Origin of the sequence: Gordonia malaquae NBRC 108250, from assembly GCF_000344135.1 — a bacterium.
In the GTDB taxonomy this organism is placed as follows: Bacteria; Actinomycetota; Actinomycetes; order Mycobacteriales; family Mycobacteriaceae; genus Gordonia; species Gordonia malaquae.
Window position 1 is genome coordinate 124,537 of record NZ_BAOP01000003.1, and the last position, 24,697, is coordinate 149,233.

The 24,697-nt window shown below is 64.4% G+C and carries 27 protein-coding genes and 1 pseudogene; 19 read left to right on the forward strand and 9 right to left on the reverse strand.

Annotated features, from left to right (window positions below; translation table 11 throughout):
• Position 1: 1 nt before the first annotated feature.
• The gene (locus GM1_RS02475) at positions 2–919 is read right to left on the reverse strand and encodes an enoyl-CoA hydratase-related protein (RefSeq protein WP_008376352.1); all 918 of its coding nucleotides are present in this window, start codon (positions 917–919) and stop codon (positions 2–4) included.
• 121 nt (positions 920–1,040) lie between these two features.
• On the opposite strand from GM1_RS02475, the gene GM1_RS02480 reads away from it, so the two are divergent.
• From GM1_RS02480 to GM1_RS23190, 8 genes are all read left to right on the forward strand, one after another.
• On the forward strand, positions 1,041–1,736 hold the full coding sequence (locus GM1_RS02480; RefSeq protein WP_157435736.1) for a hypothetical protein: 696 nt from the start codon (positions 1,041–1,043) through the stop codon (positions 1,734–1,736).
• 180 nt (positions 1,737–1,916) lie between these two features.
• Entirely contained in the window at positions 1,917–2,360 is a 444-nt protein-coding gene (locus tag GM1_RS02485; RefSeq protein WP_008376354.1) for an Hsp20/alpha crystallin family protein, read from the forward strand.
• A 41-nt stretch (positions 2,361–2,401) separates the two neighbouring features.
• Positions 2,402–2,542 carry a hypothetical protein gene (locus GM1_RS22225; protein WP_157435738.1) on the forward strand — a complete coding sequence of 47 codons (141 nt, stop codon included), beginning with the start codon at positions 2,402–2,404 and terminating at the stop codon, positions 2,540–2,542.
• Between the two features lie 263 nt (positions 2,543–2,805).
• Positions 2,806–3,306 carry a CinA family protein gene (locus GM1_RS02490; protein WP_008376356.1) on the forward strand — a complete coding sequence of 167 codons (501 nt, stop codon included), beginning with the start codon at positions 2,806–2,808 and terminating at the stop codon, positions 3,304–3,306.
• Between the two features lie 11 nt (positions 3,307–3,317).
• Positions 3,318–4,178, forward strand: a complete 861-nt coding sequence (nadE, locus tag GM1_RS02495; RefSeq protein WP_008376358.1) for an NAD(+) synthase — start codon at positions 3,318–3,320, stop codon at positions 4,176–4,178.
• Positions 4,179–4,709: 531 nt separating this feature from the next.
• Complete coding sequence (locus GM1_RS02500; protein ID WP_008376360.1) at positions 4,710–5,816, forward strand: tyrosine-type recombinase/integrase; 1,107 nt, start codon at positions 4,710–4,712, stop codon at positions 5,814–5,816.
• Complete coding sequence (locus tag GM1_RS02505) at positions 5,813–6,145, forward strand: helix-turn-helix domain-containing protein (RefSeq protein ID WP_008376362.1); 333 nt, start codon at positions 5,813–5,815, stop codon at positions 6,143–6,145. Before GM1_RS02500 ends, GM1_RS02505 begins: the two co-directional genes overlap by 4 nt.
• Positions 6,146–6,731: 586 nt before the next feature.
• Positions 6,732–7,655: a site-specific integrase gene (locus GM1_RS23190; protein ID WP_009678408.1), complete on the forward strand. Its 924-nt coding sequence runs from the start codon at positions 6,732–6,734 to the stop codon at positions 7,653–7,655.
• A gap of 48 nt (positions 7,656–7,703) precedes the next feature.
• On the opposite strand, the gene lspA is transcribed toward GM1_RS23190, so the two are convergent.
• From lspA to GM1_RS02525, 3 genes are read right to left on the reverse strand one after another with little or no spacing between them, the layout of a single operon-like run.
• Positions 7,704–8,234, reverse strand: a complete 531-nt coding sequence (gene lspA, locus GM1_RS02515; RefSeq protein WP_008376365.1) for a signal peptidase II — start codon at positions 8,232–8,234, stop codon at positions 7,704–7,706.
• Positions 8,231–10,231 (reverse strand): heavy metal translocating P-type ATPase, encoded by a 2,001-nt coding sequence (locus GM1_RS02520; RefSeq protein WP_008376366.1) that lies wholly within the window; start codon positions 10,229–10,231, stop codon positions 8,231–8,233. The genes lspA and GM1_RS02520 overlap by 4 nt, the downstream gene beginning before the upstream one ends.
• Positions 10,228–10,650 carry an ArsR/SmtB family transcription factor gene (locus tag GM1_RS02525; RefSeq protein WP_039855988.1) on the reverse strand — a complete coding sequence of 141 codons (423 nt, stop codon included), beginning with the start codon at positions 10,648–10,650 and terminating at the stop codon, positions 10,228–10,230. The genes GM1_RS02520 and GM1_RS02525 overlap by 4 nt, the downstream gene beginning before the upstream one ends.
• An 83-nt stretch (positions 10,651–10,733) precedes the next feature.
• Between GM1_RS02525 and GM1_RS22870 the strand changes: the two genes are divergently transcribed.
• The 10 genes and pseudogenes from GM1_RS22870 (at position 10,734) to GM1_RS02575 (ending at position 19,589) form a co-directional block, all read left to right on the forward strand.
• The gene (locus GM1_RS22870; RefSeq protein WP_223291435.1) at positions 10,734–11,129 is read left to right on the forward strand and encodes a class I SAM-dependent methyltransferase; all 396 of its coding nucleotides are present in this window, start codon (positions 10,734–10,736) and stop codon (positions 11,127–11,129) included.
• A 247-nt stretch (positions 11,130–11,376) separates the two neighbouring features.
• Positions 11,377–12,630: pseudogene (locus GM1_RS02535) on the forward strand (IS256 family transposase).
• A gap of 240 nt (positions 12,631–12,870) precedes the next feature.
• Positions 12,871–13,122, forward strand: coding sequence for a hypothetical protein (locus GM1_RS02540; protein WP_008376372.1), 252 nt, complete (start codon positions 12,871–12,873; stop codon positions 13,120–13,122).
• Between the two features lie 257 nt (positions 13,123–13,379).
• On the forward strand, positions 13,380–14,867 hold the full coding sequence (locus GM1_RS02545; protein ID WP_040519338.1) for a multicopper oxidase family protein: 1,488 nt from the start codon (positions 13,380–13,382) through the stop codon (positions 14,865–14,867).
• Between the two features lie 142 nt (positions 14,868–15,009).
• A complete protein-coding gene (locus GM1_RS02550; protein WP_008376374.1) occupies positions 15,010–16,224 on the forward strand; it encodes a L,D-transpeptidase in 1,215 nt (404 codons plus the stop codon).
• A gap of 303 nt (positions 16,225–16,527) precedes the next feature.
• Positions 16,528–17,451, forward strand: coding sequence for a M23 family metallopeptidase (locus GM1_RS02555; protein ID WP_008376375.1), 924 nt, complete (start codon positions 16,528–16,530; stop codon positions 17,449–17,451).
• Positions 17,452–17,488: 37 nt separating this feature from the next.
• A complete protein-coding gene (locus tag GM1_RS02560) occupies positions 17,489–17,779 on the forward strand; it encodes a hypothetical protein (RefSeq protein WP_040519339.1) in 291 nt (96 codons plus the stop codon).
• 35 nt (positions 17,780–17,814) lie between these two features.
• A complete protein-coding gene (locus tag GM1_RS02565; protein ID WP_008376376.1) occupies positions 17,815–18,243 on the forward strand; it encodes a hypothetical protein in 429 nt (142 codons plus the stop codon).
• Between the two features lie 49 nt (positions 18,244–18,292).
• Entirely contained in the window at positions 18,293–18,646 is a 354-nt protein-coding gene (locus GM1_RS02570; protein ID WP_008376377.1) for a BlaI/MecI/CopY family transcriptional regulator, read from the forward strand.
• A 28-nt stretch (positions 18,647–18,674) separates the two neighbouring features.
• Positions 18,675–19,589, forward strand: a complete 915-nt coding sequence (locus GM1_RS02575; RefSeq protein ID WP_223291373.1) for a M56 family metallopeptidase — start codon at positions 18,675–18,677, stop codon at positions 19,587–19,589.
• A gap of 109 nt (positions 19,590–19,698) precedes the next feature.
• Here the strand turns inward: GM1_RS02575 and GM1_RS02580 are convergent, their stop codons facing one another.
• From GM1_RS02580 to GM1_RS02590, 3 genes are all read right to left on the reverse strand, one after another.
• Positions 19,699–20,508, reverse strand: coding sequence for a cytochrome c biogenesis CcdA family protein (locus GM1_RS02580; protein WP_008376379.1), 810 nt, complete (start codon positions 20,506–20,508; stop codon positions 19,699–19,701).
• Positions 20,505–21,119, reverse strand: coding sequence for a TlpA family protein disulfide reductase (locus GM1_RS02585; protein ID WP_008376380.1), 615 nt, complete (start codon positions 21,117–21,119; stop codon positions 20,505–20,507). The genes GM1_RS02580 and GM1_RS02585 overlap by 4 nt, the downstream gene beginning before the upstream one ends.
• A 143-nt stretch (positions 21,120–21,262) precedes the next feature.
• Complete coding sequence (locus GM1_RS02590) at positions 21,263–23,167, reverse strand: heavy metal translocating P-type ATPase (protein WP_008376381.1); 1,905 nt, start codon at positions 23,165–23,167, stop codon at positions 21,263–21,265.
• Between the two features lie 69 nt (positions 23,168–23,236).
• On the opposite strand from GM1_RS02590, the gene GM1_RS22725 reads away from it, so the two are divergent.
• Entirely contained in the window at positions 23,237–23,572 is a 336-nt protein-coding gene (locus tag GM1_RS22725; protein ID WP_008376382.1) for a hypothetical protein, read from the forward strand.
• 27 nt (positions 23,573–23,599) lie between these two features.
• Here the strand turns inward: GM1_RS22725 and GM1_RS02600 are convergent, their stop codons facing one another.
• Positions 23,600–24,184 (reverse strand): YdhK family protein, encoded by a 585-nt coding sequence (locus tag GM1_RS02600; protein ID WP_008376383.1) that lies wholly within the window; start codon positions 24,182–24,184, stop codon positions 23,600–23,602.
• 173 nt (positions 24,185–24,357) lie between these two features.
• Positions 24,358–24,597, reverse strand: coding sequence for a heavy-metal-associated domain-containing protein (locus tag GM1_RS02605; RefSeq protein WP_008376384.1), 240 nt, complete (start codon positions 24,595–24,597; stop codon positions 24,358–24,360).
• Positions 24,598–24,697 lie beyond the last annotated feature (100 nt).

Here is a 24,697-nt window from a genome sequence, read left to right on the forward strand (position 1 = left end):
CTTAGTTCGGCGGAACAAACTCCGGCTGTTCCCACCCGCGTAGAATCCGGTCGATCCCAGCATCGGACACCGCGTCTCGGAACTCCGGGGTTCGTTTCTCCAGGAACGCCTCGATGCCCTCCTGAGCATCCTCACTCACACCGCGGATGTTGAATGCAAGCGTCTCCAGTTGGTGCGCCTGCATCGGATGAGCAGCGGTCATCATCCGCCAGAGCATCGCGCGACTCAGACTGACCGACACAGCTGAGGTGTTGTCGGCGATCTCCCGGGCGAGACGCCTCGCCACGTCGAGGACCTCATCTGCGGGGTGAACGCTGCGGACGAGGCCTCCGGCCAGCGCCTCCGCGGCATCGAACGTTCGGCCGGTAAGCATCCACTCGAGCGCCTGCTGGGGACCGACGACGCGTGGAAGGAACCACGACGAACAGGACTCCGGCACAAACGCTCGCCTGGTGAACGGGAACGCGAACTTCGCTGTGTCCGAGGCGATTCGGATATCAGTCGGAAGCGTCATCGTTGACCCGACACCGACCGCGTGACCGTTGATCGCGGAGATGATCGGCTTGATCGATTCGAAGATCCGCATCACCACGCGACCTCCTCCGTCCCGGCGGAGCGGGAGCCCGTCGCCCGGGGAGTCGAAGATCAGTCCGTCAGGGATGTCGGTGGCCGACCGCCAGTCGCGGAACGAGTCACGAGGATCATCTGCGGCGACGAGATCCGCACCTGCGCAGAAGGCTCGTCCCGCGCCGGTCAGAATCACGACTTTCACGTCGTCGTCGGCGTCTGACCGATCGAAGACCTCGACGAGTTCCTGTTCCATCTGGTCGTCGAATGCGTTCAGGCGGCCTGGGCGATCGAGAGTGACGAACGCGATGCCGTCCTCCACCCGATAGTCGACATGAGAGCGGTCGGTCACAAGCAGTCCTTTCGTCCGGCAGGGTCGTCCCCTTTAGCTTTACACGAGCGTCAATGAGCGCCTGGGTGGGCCTGTGGAATTCGTGGTGGCCAATGCTCGGGATCGGGCATATCTTCACGCCATGACAAATCTCGGGGGAGCACAGCACACATGGAACTCGACGCAGACGAGTCGTCTTCGCGACGAACTGATGGTCGGATACGAACGGATTCTGGCAACACTGCCGGGTCTCGACGGTCCGGGCGTCGGACAGATCGAGGTGATGGTGACGGCCGCGCAATCAGCCCTTCGGGAATCGCCGCCGACATGGCTGAGCGACGCGGCAGCCGGCGCTCTCGGTCGGGGACTGGCGACCCCGGCAGCCGCCACCGACCTCACTGCGGCAGGCGGATCGGGGTTCCTGCTGTTCGAGTCGCCGGTCACGATGACCACGCTCGGCTACGCCGGACCCGCAGGCGTCGCACCGCTCGACGCCATGCCGTGGTGGTCGGCCTCGTTCGACGGCCACGACCTGCACCACGACGCCGATCATGCGGATCTGGTCGTCGTCCACGGCCTGTCGACATATGTCACCAACGATGCCCCGTGGCCTGCGAGCGTCTGGGCAGACTCGACGCTCACCGATATCGGAATGTTCCCGCTACCGCTTCTCGGCGAGGTGACACCTCCTCATCCGGACGACGACGATCTCGCCCCGGCGATCGTGACGCTCCTTGGACTCGGTGCCGCAGTTCGTGAGGATCGAGTGATGTTCTCCGCGGCCGGGCCGTCGACCGTCGGATCAGCGGCGCCGCGAGCTGTTGAGGTTGTTCTGTAGGCCCGTTGCAAATCGGGCATGGCGGCGGCGTTCGACCTCGATCCGTCGTCGGCCTGACAGCCTCGAGGCCAGATGAAAAGTTCTGGCACTCTCTATGCGAGAGTGCTAATCTCGGCTTTGCACAGTGATGAAGATCATCGGCCACCAGGGCCGATGCCGAACGATTGGAGGTGTATTGCTGTGCTTGGATTCGACCCTTTCAACGACCTCGACGCCCTGACTCGAGGCCTTCTGACCGGACAGCAGAGCGGAACCGTGCGAACTCCGCGATTCATGCCGATGGACTTGTGCAAAGTCGAGGATCATTACCTCCTCACTGCGGATCTTCCCGGCGTCGATCCCGGATCCATTGATGTCAGCGTCGACAACGGCGTTCTCTCGCTCTCTGCACGACGCTCTCTGGCGTCGGACGACGGTGTGAAATGGCTGGCGAGCGAGCGGTTCGCCGGGACGTACCGCCGACAAGTCACCCTCGGCGACGGCATCGACTCCGCGGCGATCAGCGCGCAGTACAACAACGGCGTCTTGACCGTTTCGATCCCGATCGCGGAGAAGGCCAAGCCACGCAGAATCGCTGTCGAGCATTCCAGCGAGCAGCAGGCCATCGCCGCTTCCGCGGGATGACATGGCACCCCTGACAACCCGTTCGATGCAGGAGGTTCATCATGCTTGCAGCGTTCGAATCCGACCTGATCGACTGGTCTGACCAGCAAATCGAGGTCGATCGCGACGACGGATTGGACGAGTTCCCGGTAACTTGGCGCCAAGTCGAGCGCCGGGGGATTGGTATCGAACTCCACAGCTGAGTCGCATCCTCACGCCTGCCGCGGAAGGGCCCCGCACTGTTCATCACAGGATGGAGGTGCCTATCGAGTATCACCGGATCAGTTGTTCTCTTGTCTCCGAGACGCCTGGCGACCGCTTGCCCCTTGGCGGATCGCCAGGCGTCTCGCCTGCGCACCACCTGAAGCGCGACGAGACGAGAACGCCGGTGGTGACTGCAGGTTTCGCAATCTCGAAGGAGGGTATTCGGACATGATTAGTCGACTCGTTGATGACAGGGGTGAACATGGTGGCCGATCCCGAGGACCGCATACCGACTGACGAGAAGGTGCGCGACTTGTGCGAAGAGCTGGCCGCGGCTGCCGGGCGCACCAGCTTCACGGTCGCCACCGCCGAGTCGCTCACTGCGGGCAATCTCGCCGGCCACTTGGGGCGGGCGACAGCGTCCGGCGAATGGTATTGCGGGGGCGTGATCGCGTATCGAAATGAGGTCAAACATCGGCTTCTCGCAGTGCCCGAAGGGTCGGTGGTCAGCGAAGCCGCCGCGCAGGCAATGGCCTCGGCGGTCGCCGAACTGATGGGCGCCGACTTCGCCCTCGCCGTGACCGGCGAGGGGGGACCCGAGACACAAGAAGAAGTCCCTCCAGGCACGGTATGGTTCGGGCTCTACGACAGGGGAGAGGTTCGTTCGCAGCATCGTCATTTCACAGGTGACCCGCCGGACATTCTGGCTGCGACTATCGAGACCGGGCTCGAACTGATTTTGGCCGCTGTCGGCCGACGATGACAGGTTGAGTGATGAGTGGACTGAACGAGGAGATCCGGCGCGAACTGCACGTCGCAGCGACGATTGACCCGGCGGAGGAGATCGAACGACGCACGTCATTCCTAATCGACTATTTGCGGAGCAGTCCGGCCCGCGGATTCGTGCTGGGAATCAGCGGCGGGCAGGACAGCACACTCGCCGGACGGCTGAGCCAACTGGCGGTGGACCGCCTTGCCGACGAGGCCGCTGACGCGACGTTCATCGGCGTGCAGTTGCCGTACGGACGTCAATCGGATCAGTCCGACGTCGACATCGCGCTCGAGTTCATCGCGCCGACAGAATCGCTCGTCGTCGACATCAAACCAGCAGTCGACGCCTCCGCGGAGGCTACTGCGGCCGCGCTCGGGGTCAATCAGCTCAGCGACTTCGTCCGTGGCAACATCAAGGCGCGGCAGAGGATGGTCGCTCAGTACGCCACCTCCGGCCAGCGGAACCTCCTCGTCGTGGGCACAGATCACGCCGCCGAGGCGGTCACGGGATTCTTCACCAAATACGGCGACGGCGGCAGCGACCTCAATCCACTTGCCGGGCTGACCAAAAGCCAGGGTGGAGAGCTGCTTCGACATCTCGGAGCGCCGGAGAGCACCTGGACAAGAGTGCCGACTGCAGATCTCGAGGACGATCGCCCAGCTCTTCCCGACGAACAGGCTCTGGGCGTCAGTTACGCCGACATCGACCGGTATCTCGAGGGACACGACGTCGACCACTCGGCCGCCGAGGTGATCGAGTCCGCGTATCTACGGACTCGGCATAAGCGAACACTCCCGGCGAGCCCGCGAGACCACGGCCGGCTAGGGGGATTCGCAAAGCCTAATTACGTCACAGTGACGTAATTAGGATGCCGTTCTTACATGCCGGATGGATGGATTCGAAAGACCACCTCCGACGTTGAAAGCCGACACCGCATCCAGCCGTCACCAACATGCCGAGCGAGCCAGTCCACAAGGCGCGCCCGCCGACTAAGGCGACAACGCGCGACACATAGCCAGCTATAGCTCGAAGCGTCGCCCAGCAGACCTCGCAACTGGCGGACGACTAGACGACAACAACAGTTGAGCCCAATTAGACCGCACGTCACGGTTCGTGCCGATAAGATACATTATGTCAACTTGAACCCTGCGTATTGCAACAGCTGAATCACTGCGGCTCCCCCATGCCCGGGCGCTTCGTTCAGTCTATGGCGTCGGGACCAGCGGATACGTACCGGTTAGGCCAGCCGCCTTCCGGCGAGGCCCCATGAGTCGCGTGGGCAGTAGCCTGGTCTCGATCGATTTCGTCGTCATTTGACCTGCAGGTATTGACCTGCCGTCTCATTGGATGCATCATTGAATCATCAGATGAAACCGTTTCTGGTGGAGGTTCCGATGCGAATCGATGAGGTTGGCCGAGTACATCTGGTTGAATCTGTGCCACTTCTGCGGCCGGAGGAGCGTGTCGTCGAGCTGATGCTCGACGGGTGGCGGAACCAGCAGCTGTCCAGGAACTTGCAGTTCTCGACAATCGATCGGCGAGTGGGCTGCGTGCAGAGGTTCATCGAGCATTCGAACGAGGAGCCGTGGAACTGGACACCGGCGATGGTTGAGGAGTTTTCCGCCGATCTTCGGTCGGTTCGTCATGTGATGCACTCGACGTTGCGCGGCTACCACGGCACACTGCGGGCATTCTGTTCCTACATCAGCAACCCTGACTACGGGTGGGACCGCGTCTGTGAGCAGCTCTTCGACGCGTACCCGGCCCAGGTTTTTTCCGCCTGGAACACCGCGAGCCACGTCCAGGAGTACGACGGGCGGGCGAGCAAGCGCCCGTACACCAAGGACGAGCTTCAAGCCTTGTTCGAGTACGCCGACGATGAGGTAGCTCGGATCGGTACGACCAGCAGGAAGGGCTGGCAGGCGGCCTACCGGGACGCCGCGATGATGAAGGTCGCCTACGCCTACGGCTTGCGGTTTAACGAGCTCACGCACCTGCAATTGGTGGACTTCGCCCGCAATCCCCACGCTCGCGAGTTCGGGAAGTTCGGCGTGTGCAAGGTCCGCTACGGCAAGGCGTTCCGCGGATCACCGCCGAAACCCCGGTCGGTGTTGACTGTGTGGCGGTGGACACCTCCGATCATCGAGGACTGGATCGCCAACGGCCGAGGTGATCCCGACAGTCTTGATCTGTTCTCCAGCGAACGAGGTGGGCTGGTGGTGGGGTCGACTCTTCTTCGTCGTGTACGCCGCTACTGTGTTGATCTGGGTATCCCCGACGGCGTCGATCTGCATTCGTTTCGGCGGTCGTACGCCACGCATTTACTCGAGGATGGCTGGGATCCCAGGTTCGTGCAGGACCAGATGGGGCACGAACACGCCTCGACGACGGGAATCTATCAGTTCACATCTGACGAATTTCGTCGGTCAACATTGAGATCGGTGTTGGACCGGACCGTGAGAGAAGCGTTGGACAGCACGACGAAGGGCACTCCCGAATGAAACGCAAGGTCGATTACACGTGGCGGCTGGCGGAATTGATGGCTGCGCGCGGAATGAACACGACCACGGACTTGATCCCCTTGCTCGCCGAACGCGACATCACGTTGTCCCGTCCCCAGGTGTATCGGCTGGTCAACCAGCGACCTGAGCGGGTGTCGCTGCAGTTGATGTCGGCGTTGTGTGACATCTTCGGGTGCGGCCCCGACGCGCTTCTCACAGTCACCGCCGTCAATGCTCGCGAGCACCACCGAGCAGCCAATGCCGGCCCGAACGTCATGCGGCTGGACCGCGCTGTGCGTCCGCGGCGCGCGAACATCCTCGACGAGTAGCACCACGCAATGAGGTGAAGACAGGATGGAACCTGACGGCCTAGTCCCCTATCGGCCAGTACGCGGCCGACCGCGACAGGCGAGTGGAGCGTGGGTCTGCGACCGGTGCGGCAGATCGACCACCCGGACGCAGGCACACTGGCCCGAAGGCCGAATCTGCTTCACCTGCTGGTTCACCGCGATCCACACTCACGGAACATGCCCGGTATGCGGCGTCGAACGACTTCTACCTGGACCACCCCTGCCCGACGGCACCCCGGTGTGCGGGCCGTGCGCAGGTATCGTCGACGACTTTCGATGCAGCCGCTGCGGCGAGGAGTCCGGTCACCACCGCGGGACGATATGCGCTCGCTGCGCCGTCCGGGACGACCTACACGAGATCATGGGCGGGCCGCCGTCCGACCCAATCCTCAGCGGCCTCGTCGACGCGCTATGCGTCGCTAAGCGACCCGAGTCGACGATGATCTGGAAGCGGTCACCGAAAGTCCAGGAACTGCTCAAGGGGCTAGGAACCGGCGCCATCGCCGCCACGCACGAAGGCTTAGGCACCCTACCCAGTCGGGCAGCAGAACATCTGCGGACATTGATGGAATACCACGGCCTACTGCCTCCCCGAGACCGGTGGCTGCCACGCTTCGAACAATGGATCGATGACAAGCTGATCGACCTGCCGACCGAGGTCGCCCGGCCCGCTCGCCACTTCGCGACGTGGCACCATCTGCGGCGGATTCGCGCAATCGCCGATGCCGGCGGCGATACCCAGCCATCGGTGCGATCGGCCAAACAAGAGATCACCGAGACCGTCAAGTTCCTGAGCTGGCTGAGGTCCACCTACGGACGCACGATCGAGACCTGCACGCAACACGACGTCGACCAGTGGATCGCAACAGGTCCGACAACGCGATACACGATCCGAACGTTCCTGGTCATCTGCAAACAAGACAGACTCAATACCGCCGTGCAGCTCGGCCACCGGGCTCCGAAGACGACACCATCCTTGACTCAAGCCCAGCGGATCGCCTGGATCAGCGAACTGCTCACTGGTGACAGTGAGACTCTCCCTTACAGAGTCGCTGGGGTCCTGATTCTGCTGTATGCGCAGCCGCTGAAAAGCATTGTCCGACTGCAGACATCATCGATCATCGACGGCAATCCGATGGCGATCACTTTCGGCAAGCACCCCGTCGACGTGCCCAAACCGTTCGCTCAACTCGTCCGCGACGTGCTCGCCCATCGCACGAATCTACGCACCAGTGGACACGGCAATCCCTGGTTGTTTCCCGGCACGCATGCCGGAGATCATCTCCATCCCGACACGATCATGCATCGCCTGCGCCTGATCGGCATGAGCAACCTCGGTGCCCGCAACAGCGCACTCGACGACCTCGTGCTCGAGTGCCCTCCGTCCGTCGTCGCCGACGCATTGGGCTACAGCCATCAGGTTGCGTTCCTTCACGCTGAACGCTCCGGCGAAACGTGGGCTCGGTATGCCGGTCGACGACTGCGGTGACGTCGGCCGGACCATCACGGTCCGGAGACAGCACAACATCGCACCAGCTCACTGGTCCTCAGCCGGTACCTGCCCCTCGTTCTGCGATGGTGATTCGTGTGGGTCGACAATGATGCACACGACGAGGGTGAGGGCGCCTAGGACGATGAACGTGTCGGCGAGATTGAACGTGGGCCACCAGCCGGTGTGTAGGTAGTCTGTGACTTTTCCGTCCGGTATGCGGTCGATGATGTTAGCGATCGCTCCGCCCAGGACGGCGGCAATCGCGACGCGCCAGAGCAGTCCGTGGGAGTCTGCGGTACGCCAACCGAGGACCGCGACTCCACACGTGACCGCGGCGGGAATGACCAGCAGTACCCACCCCGGAGCGGTGGCGGCAAAGGAGAAGGCCGCGCCCGAATTGAACGCTAACTGCAGGTCCACCGGCCCGGCCTCTATTCGGGTGCCGTCAAGTGCATCGACTGCCCATGCCTTGACGGCCACGTCAACGATGACGAAGGTCAGGGCCAGCAGCAGCATCCCCAGGCGGCGGGCATATCCCGACCTACCGCCTGACACCGCCGGACCAGACGGGGTCATCGGTTCGCCCCGACTGCTACCGATGCTCCAGCGGTATCGGCCATCGTCAGGCGGTTCTTGACCCGCCCAGCACGGACGCCGTTGGCGATGACGACGATCTCACCGAGTTCGTGGACAGCGACCACCGCGGCCAACCCGAGCAACCCGAACAGTGCGAGCGGGATGAGAACGGCGATCAGACCAAGGGACAGCCCCACATTTTGCAGCATGATGGTCCGCGCCCGACGAGCATGATCGAGCGCTTGAGGCAGCACCCGCAGGTCCTCGCCCATCAGTGCCACGTCCGCGGTTTCAATCGCGACATCAGAACCCATCGCGCCCATGGCGATTCCCAAGTCAGCTGTGGCCAGTGCGGGAGCATCGTTGACCCCGTCACCGACCATTGCGATGAATCCGTCGCCGCGCAGCGTGGACACGATTCGTGCCTTGTCTTCTGGACGCAGATCCGCATGGACATCGTCGATCCCGGCGATCTGTGCAAGAGCAGTCGCCGTCGCGGCATTGTCACCGGTGAGCATCACCACGGCATTTCCAGAATCGTGCATGTGCGTGATGACCTCCCGTGCTTCGGGGCGAAGCTCATCACGTACCGCGACGACTCCGAGGAGACGTTGGTCTTCCTCGACGAGAACCGCGGTTGCACCATCAGCTTGAAAGGCCGCGACCCGGTCGGCCAGAGCACCCGCATCGATCCAACCCGGCCGCCCAAGCCGAGCGGGGCGACCCTCGACCAGACCGGTCAGACCCGCTCCTGGCACCGCCTGTACATCAGTCGCAGCCCTACTCACCCCACCGTCAGCTGCAAGGATCGCACGAGCCAGAGGATGTTCACTGTGAGCTTCCAGCGCCGCGGCAACCGCGAGCACTCGCGCCTGCTCAATCGAATGCCCAACGTCGCCGGTCACACCGGGTTCTCCCGCGACCTCGTTCGCCTGACCGCCAACAGCAACACCGACAACAACCGGCTTGTTCGCGGTGAGCGTTCCCGTCTTGTCAACAGCCACGATCCGGACCCGGCCGAGAGACTCCAACGCCGCACCACCTTTGACCAGCACACCAATCTTGCTGGCGGCGCCGATAGCAGCAACCACTGTCACCGGAACCGAGATTGCCAGCGCACAGGGTGAGGCTGCCACCAGCACCACAAGAGCTCGTTCCACCCACGTCGCCGGGTCGCCAAACACTGCGCCGATACCCGCGATCACAGCGGCCATGAGCATGATTGCCGGAACCAGCGGCTTAGCAATCCGGTCAGCTAACCGCTGCGCATCGCCTTTTCGAGACTGCTCCGCCTCGACAATCTGCACAATCTTCGCCAGCGAATTGTTCTCCGCAGTAGCGCTGACATCAACGGCCAACACACCAGTGCCGTTGATCGATCCCGCGAACACGACGTCCCCAGGATTCGCTTCAATCGGCACCGATTCGCCAGTAATCGCCGATACATCCAGCGACGATCGCCCCTCGCTTATGCGCCCATCAGTGGCGATACGCTCACCCGGCTTGATCAGGATCTGATCCCCGACACGAAGAACTGACGGCGACACCGCTGTCGGGACGCCCGCCCTCAACACCATCGCCGAATCTGGGACCAGATCCAACAACGCCCGCAGGCCCCGACGAGTACGACCAACGGCGTACTCCTCAAGGCCCTCGCTAATCGAGAACAACACCGCGAGCATCGCCGCTTCCCCGACCTCACCGAGAATCACCGCACCCACCGCAGCGATCGTCATCAGCGTTCCAACGCCGATCTTCCCCGATGCCAGCCGCCGCAGTGTCGACGGGACAAACGTCGCCGCGCCTACTAGCAGAGCACCCCACTCCAGGGTCGTACTGATCGTCCTCGGACCATCTGCCCAGCCAGTGAGATAGGCGGCCACCAACAACAATCCGGCAACCGCAGCTGCCTGAAGTTCTCGGACGTTCCACCAATGTCCAGGCGCCTGCTCATCCTCCCCGATCTCGTCGTGCCCACATCCACATGCATCACTCATCGTCGATCACCCCCCACACCGCGGATCTCCTCAACGACCGCGCCGGCAGTGGCCTCACCATCGCAGGCACTGTCCAACCCATAGTTGGGACACAGCACTACGGCACTGCCCGTCGCAGCAAGCACCGTCTCAGCCGCCGCCAGCAGGTCGAGAAGCTCCGGCCGCGCCAGACGGTAGAACACCTGCCTGCCCTCTGGCCGACCCACCACCAATCCGCAGTCCCGCAGGCACGCAACATGCGCGGACACTGTCGACTGAGCAAGACCCAACTCAGCCATCAGATCAGCCACTCGAGCCTCACCACTGCGGGCCAATCGAGCCGCGATCGCTAGCCGGGTCCCGTCAGACAAACTCCGAAACAACGCGACCGCAGGATCGAGCTCCGTCCCCACCATCACCGAACATCTATTCATCGTCATACGACGATGATAGCGTCCAGGCACGGTGGAATCGAAGCTCCCACCTCACCCGCACCCCGAAGGAGCAATCCGCGATGCCGTCGATGTCACAAGTCGAAGCACTGTTCTGCCGAAGCGCACCATGGGAGACCGCGACCAGTCGGTGGGTGCTCCCTTGGGCTCTACAAGGAGTCCAGCCCAACGGCGCCCTCCTCGAGATTGGCGGCGGCGGTGGCGCTATGGCGGCCCACATTCTGGCGGCAAGCCCAGAACCGCAGACGACAACCATTACCGTCACCGACTTCGACCCCCGAATGGTCACAGCCGCTCAAGACCGCCTCCGCGCCTTCGGTGACCGCGCGCACACCCGGGTTGCATACGCAACTGCTTTACCATTCGCCGACGGCCAGTTCGACATGGTCGTCTCGTTCATCATGCTCCACCACGTCGTCGACTGGGAGCAAGCACTAGCCGAAGCAGTCCGAGTGCTTTATCTGTAACTTGGCCACAGCGTATCCGACTGTGAATCACATAACGGTTTAGATCGTGGGTGACACCCCTCCAGTCGGGTGTACCCGTCGATAGGGCTTACGGGGCGTCGGGGTGAGTCCCCTGGAGTGGTGGGGTTTGGTGGCTCGGTGACGGTGGTGGACACGCCGCACGGGGTCGGTGTCGCCGGTTGGGCGGGCCATCGCGTGATGATCAGTGAGTTACCGGCAAGTGACTCAACTGAAAGGCATTCACGCGATGACCCACGACCATTCTGCCCTGCTCGACCAACTGACCGAAATCGCCTCACTGCGCTCTGATGAACTCGCCCTGGTCGGGGTGCTCCCGGAGATCCTGCGGGCCGGCCTGCAGGCCCTGATCGAGGCCGAGGCGACCACCAAGATCGGCGCCGGCCGCTACGAGCGCTCCGCAGACCGCACCACCGTCCGCAACGGCCACCGACCCAAGACGATCTCGACCCCCGCCGGTGATGTGCAGGTGAAGATCCCCAAACTGCGCGCCGGGTCGTTCTTCCCGGTCCTGTTGGAGCGACGACGCCGGATCGACAAAGCCTTGTACGCGGTGATCATGGAGGCCTACGTTCAGGGCATCTCCACCCGCAGCGTCGACGATCTGGTGCGCGCCATGGGCGTGGACTCCGGCGTCTGGAAAAGCGAGGCGTCCGGCGATCTGTGCAGGTCTAGACGCCGAGATCGCCGAATTCCGCGGCCGTTCGCTGACTCATGCCGAGTTTCCGTATGTGTTCTGTGATGCCACGTTCTGCAAGGTCCGCGTCGGCGCCCACGTGGTCTCCCAAGCGTTGGTGGTGGCGACCGGGGTGTCGGCGACCGGGACTCGCGAGGTGCTCGGTACCGCGGTCGGCGAGAGTGAGTCCTTCGAGTTCTGGAAGGACTTCCTCACGAGTCTGAAAGCCCGTGGTCTGCACGGGGTGCACCTGGTGATCTCTGACGCCCATTCAGGTTTGAAAGCTGCTGTGGCACAACAGTTCGTGGGCGCGGCGTGGCAGCGGTGCCGGGTGCATTTCATGCGGAATCTGCATGGGGTGGTGCCGGCCAAGCAGCAGCCGGTCGTGACTGCCGGGGTGCGGACGATCTTCGCGCACACTGACCGCGAAGACGTTGCGGCGCAATGGGATCAGGTCGCGGACAGTTTCCAGGCACCGATGCCGAAGGTGGCGGCGATGATGCGAGAAGCCAAACCGACGTGCTCGCGTTCTTGCCGTTCCCGAAATCCCATTGGCAGAAGATTTGGTCGAACAATCCGATCGAGCGGCTGAACAAGGAGATCAAACGCCGCGCCGACGTCGTGGAGATCTTTCCTAACCCGGACGCGTTCCTCCGGCTGGCGACAGCGGTGGTGATCGACGCCCACGACGAATGGCAAGTCACCCGCCGCTACATGTCCGAGGTGTCCATGGACGAGCTCCGCGCGGTCCTCGCCGAGAAGGCGAAAGCCGCCGCACTACTGGACGAGCAAGCCCAGCTCGCATAGCGTTCACAACGACTCGTTGATCAGAACGCGTGGGCCCCACGCCCGATCCGAAGTCCACCACCCCACGGGGCTCTATCCAATGCTGTTCAGTCCAGGGCGGTGTGACATGGGGAAGGCATCGTTGGGCCGTGATGGCCGAATGCCTGAAGTTGTCGGCCTGTGCCCCGGTCGGTGCAGGCGAGACTCGGTCTGCCACGGTCGGCGGCGTACTGTTGGATCGACGGTGAGTGAGGTGTAGCGATGATGTTCTCTAACGGCGGCCACATGGGCAGTTTCGGACACGGTTGGATGCTGCTCGTACTGATCGCAGTCTGGGCGTTGATCGCCGTCGGAATCACTCTGGCGATCCGTTCGTCGATACGTGCCTCTTCGGTGCTGGACCCCGAGTCTGTCCTCGGCCAGCGTTTGGCGTGCGGGGAGATCTCTGACGTGGACTACACGCGGATGGTTCGGCTGATTCGCGACGACCCCCAGGGGCCTCCAAACTGGTGAGAGCCGACGAGTCGGCGCAGTGGTCAGGCCTGTGGGGTTGGTGATACTTCTCGTTGAACGGTGAGCCAGGACATGCCGTTGTGCGTGCTCCAATGTCGGTGACGGTGATCGGCCACATTCGTATCGTCAGCATCGATTCAAGGTTTCCTCAAGATCGTCCGCGAGAGTCGCTACCCGGCGCGTCGGAGACGACTATGGGAGTGGACGTCCGCGATACATGCTCGCGGATTCAGCGCGGACCAGAAAGGCTGATCAGGATGGTTGAGGTTTCGAGGCGATCGGTGCTCATCGGAGGGTTGGCGGCGCTGGGGGTCGGCGTACTCGGCGCGTGCAGCCCGGACCGCCCTCAACGCCCTGAGTCGTCGCCGTTGCCGGGACCGCCGTTGCAGGCGTCGCCGAAGCCGGGGCAGAAGGTGGTGGAGGCGTCTTTGACGGCCCGACCGGTGGCTGTCGATCTCGGTGCGGGCATTATCGCGAACACCTGGGCCTACGGCGACGAGGTTCCCGGGCGAGTGGTTCGCGCCACGGCGGGCGACTTCCTGCGAGTCAACGTCGACAATCAACTTCCTGCGCCGACGACCGTTCACTGGCACGGCATCCGACTTCGCAACGAAGCCGACGGAGTCCCAGACGTCACGCAGCAGGCGATCGCACCCGGAAACCGGTTCGTGTACGCCTTCACGGCCCCCGATGCTGGGACGCACTTCTTCCACCCCCACGTCGGGGCACAGCTCGATCGGGGTCTGTACGCGCCGATCATCATCGATGATCCGGCCGATGCGGGCGACTACGACGCGGAATGGATCGTCGTCCTCGACGACTGGACGGACGGGGTCGGGAAGAGCCCCGATCAGATTCTGGCCGACTTTCAGGCCGAGTCCGGACCGTTGAAGTCGGGCATGGGCGGGATGGATCACTCGTCGATGCCGGGAATGAACCACGGCAACTCGTCGCTGGGTGACGCCGGAGACGTCGCCTACCCGCACTATCTCATCAACGGCAGGGTTCCGGAGGCGCCGACCGAGTTCCGCTGCCGACCGGGTCAACGAGTCCGGGTGCGACTGATCAACGCGGCATCGGACACGGTCTTCAAGGTCGCACTCGCCGACCACACGATGACGGTGACGCACAGTGACGGCCATCGGGTCAACGACAAGCAGACCGGAGCCCTGTACGTCGCGATGGGCGAGCGCTACGACGTGACCATCACCGCCGGAGATGGTGTGTTCCCGCTTGTCGCGGCAGCCGAAGGCAAGAGTGGCCAAGCCTTGGCGTTCCTGCGGACAGCTTCGGGACAGGCCCCGCCGAGCACCATCCGCCCGCGCGAACTCGAGGGCCCAGTACTTCTTGGCGCCGATGACCTGGCCGCGGCGGAATCGGCACGATTGCCCGACCGCGATCCCGACACCACACTCAAAGTCACTTTGAACGGGCAGATGTCGCCGTATGCCTGGGGGATCAACGGCAAGAAGTACGGCGAGGACACACCGCTGACTGTCCGGCCCGGCCAGCGGCTGCGAATGCAGATCACGAACTCGACGATGATGGTGCATCCGATGCACATCCACGGCCACACCTGGTCACTGCCCGACCGCTCGGGTTTGCGCAAGGATACGGTGCTGATCCGTCCGATGGGCCGCGTCAACGTCGACCTCGACGCCGACAACCCGGGCGCCTGGGCTCTGCACTGCCACAACATCTATCACATGGAGACCGGCATGATGACCACGCTCCGATACGCGTAGACCCACCAGCCCTGCGGCGCCTAGACCGGTACACCGCGGGCCGACTGCGACACCTCGACCACCCCATCTACTAAGCTGCTTAGTAGATGGGGTGGTTTCGCCCCTCGCGGTCGCGTTCTGTGCACACGAGAGGTCGTATCTCATGGTCAAAATCCCTAGAGGCGGTCCCGTCGCCCTCCTTCTTGCTGCCGTCCTGATCATCGCAGGGTGTTCGCAGCCATCCCAGGATCCGGTGGCCGATCCATCGATTGCGTCGGCCGCGCCGTCGATCGAGCTCACCCCCGACGACGGCGCGAGCGGAGTCGATCCCCTCGCCCCGGTCACGGCCACCGTTCGGGGCGGCACCCTCGAGGAGGTGACGCTCGTCAACGAGGAGGGGCGGCCCGTAGTCGGCATTATGACACCGGACCGCACCTCCTGGAAGGTCGGTGAACCGCTCGGCTACGGCCGGAACTACACCGTGACCGCCACGGCTCGCGGCGGCGGACAGGGCGCCTCGCGCACCGGGTCGTTCACCACGCTCACCCCCGACAATCAGGCCGGCGTCACCCTGCAGACGACCGGCGGCACGCCGCTGTCGACCGGAGGGACCTACGGCGTCGGAATTGTCATCGTTGCTCACTTCGACGAGCCGATCGGCGACCGCGCCGCAGCCGAGCGGCGACTGTCGGTCCGCACCACGCCCGGAGTCGAGGGCTCCTGGTACTGGCTCGACGACCAGAACGCCCACTGGCGGCCGCGCGAGTACTACCGTCCTGGCACCGAGGTCACCGTCGAGGCGCGGATCTACGGCGTCGACCTCGGCGGCGGCCTCTACGGTCAAGAAGATGTCGAGGCGACTTTCACGATCGGTGACTCGCACGTAGCGATCGCCGACGATCGCACCAAGCAGGTCAAGGTGTACGAGAACGGCAACCTCGTCCGCACGATGCCGACCTCGATGGGGATGGGTGGCACTGAGGTCGTCGGGGGCACCGAGATCAGCTTCTGGACTCAGCGTGGCATCTATACGGTGCTGGATAAGGCGAATCCGGTCGTCATGGACTCGTCGACCTACGGTCTGCCGATCAACTCCAGGCTTGGCTACAAGCAAACCATCGCCTACGCCACGAGGATCAGCACCGACGGTGTCTACCTGCATCAACTGGACGAGACCGTCTGGGCGCAGGGAAACACGAATCTCTCGCACGGCTGCCTCAACCTCAATGGCGCCAACGCCCGCTGGTTCTACCATTTCTCGATCCCGGGCGACGTCGTCGAGGTCCGCAACACCGGCGGGGCGCCGCTGGAGGTTTGGCAGAACGGCGACTGGGGCGTGCCCTGGGAACAATGGCGAGCAGGCAGTGCGCTGGCCTGATCAGAACTCCTGCGAGACGATCACGAATAGATCTCACTCCGGCAACGATCTACTAAGGCGATTAGTAGATCGTTGCGGTGACATTGACGGCGTTGCGGCCCGCGCTGACGTCGGCCCGTCGACCGCGCTGACCTTCATGTTCTGTGATTGAAGGCGGGTCACACATGCATTCTCCGTCTGGTCGAATGTCCAGTTTGTTACTGGTGGTGCCAGTGGTGTGCAAGTGTCATAGTGACGTCCATGACTAGAGATCCCCTCGTCGGACTCACCTCCTCGCGATCATCGGCAACGCTCACGCCTCGGGTGCGGCACTGGGTGGGCACGGCCCCTGTCGCTCTTGGCCTGGCCGCGGCTGTTGCGGCGGGGACGCTGAGTCCAGCGCCCGCCGTGGCTGAGACCGCCAACGGTGTTGACGGTCACGTTGTGGTCGAGCTGGCGGCCATCGTCAAAGACAGCGTGCGGGCCGTGGCCGGACCTGACGGACTGGTGAAGCTGCTGGCCCCGATGGCCACCGTGACTTCATGTCTGACCGTCTCTGCCGAGACCGACCCCGCCGCAGGCGATCGGGTCGGAGCTCTGGGGTGCTTCGCGGCCGCCGGGACTGCCTTCGGTGGGCAGGCGCCATTGATCCTCGACGCGGTCCCTGTCAGGCGCCTACTGGCGACACTCGCTGCCGCCGTCGCGCCGCACGACCCGTCGATTTCGCACGGGGGATCCTCCGATCGGCCGGCCCCGGACGACGCCCGCCCCGCTCCCGGGCAGACTGCGGCCACCCCCACCCCCGGCGGGGTCTTGACCTCCACGTTCGGTGACGGTCGCGGTCATCAGGGCATCGACATCGGCAACCGCCTGGGAGCGCCCATCCTGGCGGTCGAGGACGGCGAGGTCATCAACTCAGGGCCCGCGGAGGGGTTCGGCCTGTGGATCCGCATCCGCCACGCGGACGGTACTGTCACGACCTATGGTCACAACGATCAGAACTCGGTCAACGTCGGCGACCGTGTGCGAATGAGTCAGCAGGTCGGCACTGTCGGCAGCCGCGGGGTCTCAAGCGGGCCGCACGTGCACTTCGAGGTCGCCGACCCCGCCGGGACGGCGATCGATCCGCTGCCGTGGCTGCAGGCCCGCGGCGTCACCATCGCCACCGAGGCATCGCCGCCGCCGACTGTGACGCCTCCGGACGTGTCGGTGCTGGCTCGGGGGCAGGTGCGCGACCGCCGACCCTGACCTACTATGTCTCTTAGTAGATGGAGAGGGGTTGGCAGTGACGCGAACAAGGGTCAGTCATCAACTCGCCGTGGCGGTCGGCGTTCTCGCAGCAGTCCTCAGCGGTGCAATGATCATGGTTTATGCCGAGACCGTTGACGTGCGAGGGCGCCCACATGCGCACCGCCTCGACTGGCCGCCGACCTGGCATTGGGTGTGGGCGGCAATAGGAGCGGCGATCGTGGCGCTCGTCGCGCGAGCGCTGCTGCGGCGACTGGTATTCACCGCGCACTTTCGCCGTGCTTCGACGACTGCCGACCCGGCGGACGGGACCGACTCGGCGGGCTGAGACACAGATGCTGACCAAGACAAGAAGGAGTGGCCATGCTGCGTGAGTGGTCCCTGGTGCGCTGGGTGGTGGCAGCAGTCACCGCCACCGCGATCGGATTGGCCGTCGGTATTCCGTCCGGGCTGATTGACACGCCGTGGTATTCACGCATGACGCCGACCCTGTGGTGGAACTACCCGATCTGGCTGGCGACCGCAGTGTTGGGCGGCCTGATCGCGGCCACCTACATTCAAGCCCGGACGGCGCCGCGGATGGAGAAGAAGCTCTGGGCGACGGTCGGTTCGGCGTTGGCTGTCGGATGCCCAGTGTGCAACAAGGTGGTGGTCGCGGTCGTCGGTGTCAGTGGAGCCTTGACTGTCTGGGCGCCGTTGCAGCCGATCCTGGCTGTGGTGTCCGTGGCATTGTTGGGTTGGGCCCTTCAGCGACGGCTGCAGGGCGAACGGCGATGCGCGGTCGCGGGCTGACCGCGCCGTTTGCCGCAGTCAGTGCGGTGGGGTGAGGGAAAGGTGTGCGATGCACGGTCTGGGCGAGCTGGAGGCGCGCATCATGGAGGTCTTCTGGCGCGATGACGCGGACAAGCGCGTCCGCGATGTGCTCGAAGGGCTGGACGCGGAGCGCGAACCTGCGTACACGACGGTGATGACGGTGATGGACAACCTGTATCAGAAGGGCTGGCTGGGACGCGACCGGCGAGGCCGGGCGTATTGGTATCACTCGCTCAAGTCGCGTGAGCAGACCGTCAGCGATGCCTTGCGTGCGGTGCTGGCCGACGCCGGCGACCCGTCTGGGGCGCTGCTGCATTTCGTGCGGCACGCCTCCGACGAGGAAAGTGCAGCAATCGCTCAGGGCCTGCGGGAAAGGGACTGACACGGTGGTCACGGCAGCATTGTTGGGCGTGAGTGCGCTGGCTGCGACTCTGGTCGGTGACCGGGTCCTCGACGTCCTGATCGCGCGTGATCGACTCACGGCCAGGACCCTGCTGCGGGTGTGGGCCGCGCTGACCGCTGGCGTGTTCGTCGCCGCTGCGAGCTCGGTGGCCATCGTCGCCGTTCCCGGCCATGCGAGCGTCGTGGGTGGGGCGCTGCAGACCTGCCTGAACGGTCTCGACAGTGCGGTCAGCCGCACCATCGAGTTGGTCGCCGGGCCAGGCGTGTTCGCACTCGTCCTGGCCGTGTCCGGGTGGCGGGCTGCGGCGTTCTGGCAGACCGCCCGTCGCCGTGACCTCGAGATCGGGGCGCACCACGCACTGTTGGCGCGATTGCTGAACCCGACGGGCGCCCGGTCCCCGCTGTGGCTGCCGACGAGCACACCCATGGCGTACAGCACGCCCGGACGGACCCGGGGCCTGATCGTGGCCAGCGAAGGGCTGAGGCAGCGACTGGACCCGGAGGCGTTGTCGGCGGTGATGGCTCACGAACAGGCGCACGTGCATGGTCACCATCATCTGTTCGTCCGCGTCGCCGACTGTCTCTCCCACGCGGTGCCCTGGCTACCACTGACTCGGCAGGCGAGTCCCATCGTGCGCGCCCTGGTCGAGTTCGACGCCGACGCACACGCCGCGCATGAGCACGGCGATGATGCCGTCGTCCGCGCGATCACGCACGTTCACCCGACCGCGCCGGCGGGCGCTCTAGGGATCGCTCGTGACTGCGTCGAACTGCGGTTGCATCGACTAGGCCGTTCCGCCGCTCCCGGCACGCGACCGTCGCGTAGTTCGTCTTACGCTGCCCCGACAGCCGCCGCGATGTTCCCAGTTCTGCTATTCCTCGCCGGTCTGGCCACCGTGGTCCTGGCCGCCTGCCCTGCCTGACCCTCCCAGGAACCGACCGGTGCTCGCCGGCCCGTGGCATCGATCGCGATCGAGAGTCCGCACGCCGACGCGCACCGTCAGCCCGGGGCCAGGCTTGTTGGTCGCCCGGTCACACGGGCAGGACGACGTCGTTGACCAGCGCCATTCGAACCCAGTCCACGAATACATTCCACAAGCCCGTCACCAACATCACGCCGACACCGACCAACAGGACGCCCCCGACGATCTGAATGGTGCGGGCGTGGCGGCGGAGGAAGCCAAGGCTGCGGACAGCCCATGCCGATGAGAACGCCAGGACCACGAACGGGACGCCGAGGCCGAAGCAGTACGCGACGACCATCAGCGCGCCGCGGAACGGCGCGTCGCCGTTCGTGCTGATCGCTAGCCCGATGACGGCACCGAGGGTGGCACTGCTGCACGGTATCCACCCGATGGCGAATACGGCCCCCAGCAGTGGCGCGCCGACCATACCCGTGCGGCGGTGAGGCGTCATGCGACGTTCGCGCCGGAAGAACGGAACCACGCCGACGAACACCAAGCCCATCACGATGGTCACGACCCCGCCGATGCGTTGCATCACTGCCAGGCGGGCCTGATCGAGGAAGATCGAGGTCATACCGAACAGCGCCACCGTGGCCAGGACGTAGACGAGCGTGAAGCCGAGGACGAACAGCCCTGCCGCGGCAACCACCCGCCACCGGCCGGACTTGGGGCCCTCACCGACATGGACGGCGGGAGCTTCGGCGCCGACCAGCCCCGCCAGATACGACAGGTAGCCCGGTACCAGGGGCACCACGCACGGCGAGGCGAACGAAATGATCCCGACCAGCGCCGCGACACCCAGGCCCAGCAGCAGCGGACCACTGGTGACCGTGGCCGCGAACGTCGTTCCCAGATCCGCCAAATACAACTGACTCACTTCGGTGCCGCCTTCTCCTCGGCCACCGTCAAAACGGCGGCACGCAATTCGGCCTCGGTGATCGCTCGCAGGAACAGCTTCGCCGGGCGGTGCTGTCGGTCGAGGATCAGAGTGGTCGGGACAACGCCCACGGGGACTCCGAGTGCGGCGAGGGTGGCGCCGCCGTAGTCGAAGATCGACCGATAGGGCACCTTGCGGTCGGTGGTGAAATCCTGCGCGGTCGAGCGCGAATCACGAAAGTTGATCCCCACGAACTGCACCCCACGGGCGCGGGTGTCGCGGTAGACGTTCTCCAGTGCCTGAAACTCGGTACGGCACGGTGGGCACCACGAAGCCCACACGTTCACCACAACAACGTCACCGCGGTAATCGGCGAGCCGGACAGTTCCCCGGTCGAACAAGTCCTCACCCTCGACCGCGCCGATCGCGCGCCGCTTGGCTGGCGCGTAATCGATGACCGTCTTGCCGTCAGGGGAGACGAACTGATTGGCGCGCACCGCAGACACGGCATCAGTGCCTGTACCGCACGCGGTCAGCACCGTGGCACCGATGAGCATCGCGCCGACGAGCGCCTGCACGCGTCGCCGACGGCCACGCGCGCAGTCCGGCATCCTCTCTGCGATCCGGTACCGGTCCTCGGGAATTTGTCTGGGTTCCACAACCACCTCCATCTACTAAGAAGCGTAGTACTAACCGGCTTAGTAAATGGTGAGAGTGATCGATGCTCCGGCGCTGACGGCGGCCTGGCTGCGGATTAACCCGGCCAGCGGTCCAAGACTGCGCGCGTCGTTGATCCTGGATGCAGGTCGAGTCTGCGCAGCAGTTGTGCGTTCAGGGCCACGACGATGGTCGACACCGACATGAGGATCGCACCCACCGACATCGGCATGACAAATCCGATGGGTGCGAGCACTCCGGCCGCAAGCGGGACGGAGATCAGGTTATAACCGGCCGCCCACCACAGGTTCTGTTTCATCTTGCGGTACGCCGCTCGCGACAGTTCGATAACCGAGAGCACGGAGCGAGGATCGTCGCTGGCCAGGATGACACCGGCCGAGGCGATAGCGACATCAGTGCCTGCGCCGATCGCCAGGCCGATATCGGCCTGGGCGAGCGCGGGAGCATCGTTCACCCCGTCTCCGACCATCGCCACCCTGCGACCTTCGTCCTGCAGTTGAGCTACCTTGGCGGCCTTGTCTTCGGGACGGACACCGGCGAAGACACGGTCGATGCCGAGTTCATGAGCAACGGCATTCGCGACAGCTTCAGCGTCACCGGTGATCATCACGACCTCGACACCCTGCGCATGAAGCGCATCGACAGCCTCGCGTGACTCGCTGCGGATCTCGTCGGCGAGTTTCAACGCTCCGATCAGTCGCCGGTCTTGAATGACATGCAAGATGATCGCCCCGTCCGCACGCCAGCGATCAGCAACCGGCAGTTCGTCGAGGTGTTCTTCGGCGAGCAGGTGCGGGCCCCCGACCCGCACTGTCGTTCCCTCGATCGTCGCGGTGACCCCTACTGCGGGCGATGAGGAGAAATCGCTGCTGGTCGGGACTCTGAGGCGGTGGCGATCGGCGGCACCGACGATCGCGCGTGCGAGGGGATGCTCGCTGTCGGACTCGGCGGCCGCCGCCAACGCCAGCAACTGATCCTGGTCGACGTCGTCGACGGCAAAGACGTCCGTGACAGTGGGTTCGCCCCGGGTGAGCGTGCCGGTCTTGTCGAACAGGACGCTGTCGACCGTCCGCATGCTCTCCAACGCAAGTCGGTCTTTGACGAGTACGCCGCCCCGAGCCGCACGCTCGGTCGCGATCGAGACGACGAGCGGAATCGCCAGGCCCAGAGCGTGCGGGCACGCGATCACCAAGACGGTGATCGTGCGAACCACCGCTTCATCGGGCAAGCCGATCGCCGTCCACACAATCGCGGTGATCGCCGCGGCTCCGAGCGCAAACCAGAACAGCCATCCGGCCGCGGTGTCGGCGAGTCGTTGAGCACGAGACGACGAGTTCTGAGCATCGGCGACAAGCCGTTGGATCCCGGCGAGAGTCGTCTCGTCGCCGGTGGCGGTGATCACGATTCGTAGTCCTGAATCGGAAGCGACGGTCCCCGCGGTCACGCTGTCGCCATCACTACGGGTGACCGTCTGGGACTCACCGGTGACCATCGATTCGTCCATCGCCGCACGCCCCTCGACGATCCGACCGTCGGCCGGGATGCTCCCGCCGGGGCGAATGACGACGATGTCGCCGACCTCCAGATCAGCGGGGGCCACGGCCATGATTTGCCCGTCTCGGACACGTTCTGCTTGATCGGGCAGAAGCGCGGCCAGGGAGTCCAGAGCCGAGGTGGTCTGAGCCAGCGACCGCATCTCGATCCAGTGGCCCAGCAGCATGATGACGATCAGCAGCGCCAATTCCCACCAGAACTCCAGTTGATGACTGACAAGTCCCAGCGTCGCCGCCCAGGACGCAAAGAACGCCACCGTGATCGCTAGTGCGATCAGAAGCATCATCCCGGGTTTCCGCGTCCGCAGCTCGCTCAGGGCACCGGCCAGGAACGGCCAGCCGCCCCAGAGGTACATCACGGTGCCGAGCGCGGGCGCGATCCATTCGGCCCACCCAGGGACCGAGTAGCCGACCAACATCGCGAACATCGGTGAGAAGGCGACCACCGGAACCGCGATGATGAGGTTGATCCAGAACAGTCGGCGAAACTCCCCGACGTGGTCACCGTGACCGCTGTGGTTCCCATGCTGCCCGCCGGGGTGCCCGTGCCCACTGTGGTCCCCGTGCTCACCGTCGTGGTCCAGGTGCCCGCTATGCCCGCCGGGGGCGCCATGCTCACCATGATGGTCGGCGTGGTCGTTGTGACCTCGGCCGTGCTCGCTGTGCCCGCCGTGCGTGGGGTCAGCGACAGCATTGTGGCTCTCAGGCACTGCCGCGTCATGGCGGTCGATGCCGTGTATGGGGGCGCCGCCGACATCTCGGTGGTGGTGGTGCGCGTGGGGGTTAGTCATCCTGCTGCCTTCCTCATCGTCATTCCCCAGCTGGGTTGGTGACTGCTGAAGTCGTCACCAACACCCCGCTCAGGGCATCGGTTGAATTTCGCTCTCGACGACCCACTTATGGTTGGTCATCGTCATGCCGTCCGCCTCGTAATCGACCATGTAGACGGTCTGGTCGGTGGAGCTGGCGATTGTTGCCTTCGCCCCCTTCATGCCCGTCATGTGATCGGCCTCGAGGGTGACTTCGGTGCCATCGGCCAGACGTCGATCTCCTGCGTTCTTGATCTCCTGTTGGACTACCCACTTGTGATCCTTGACCGGCTGGCCGCCGGTGGTCGGGGTGAAGTTCACCGAGTAGGCGCACGTGTCGAAGGCGCCGACGATTGTGGCCCGCGCACCGTACATGCCTGCCATGTGGTCTGCGGTCAGCATGACCTGGCTGCCGACCGGAAACTTGGGTGCCGAGGCCGCCTTGATGCCGGCAGGTGCCGGCCCGCCGTCCATCGGGTGGTCCATCGGCGAATCGCTCATTGCGCCGACACTGCTGGCCGTGCTGCCACCGTCATAGCCTTGGTGGTCCTGGCTTTCGCCGGCACTGCAACCGGCCAGAACCAGTACTCCGACGAGTATTCCCGCCGAGACGGCCGTCATGAGAGGCTTGCGCATGTGGTCTCCTATCCACTCTGATCTCACCGAACGCGACGCACCGGTGTGGTGCATCGCCGTTCTCTCCGTTGTCGGCCGATAGCGATTTGCTCGGCGGCCGCACAGAGCTGAAGGTGTAAAAGTTCGCTAAACCGCGAACGTCACGCCGACAGCAGGAAGCGAGCTGGCGTCCATCAAATCCGCACTGCCGAATAGCCGGCCGCTGTGACTGCGTCGACCACCGCGGCCTCGTCGACGAGGCCGACGGAGGTGACCACGAGCCTGCCGGTCTGCGCGCTCACCTGAGCGTCCTGAACACCCTCTACGGCTGCGACTTCCTTGCGCACCGAGGCCTCGCAATGCCCGCACGTCATGCCTGCTACCTGATACTCGCTCGACGACATGTCTTTCCACCTCTCCAGTTGATACCCCATGGGGGTATGATGTTCTGATGAACATATACCTGCCATCGGCTGTGATGCAAGGGGTGCCGCCACGCATCGCAGTCTGGGGGTCTGGTGGGAGCTGCCAGGT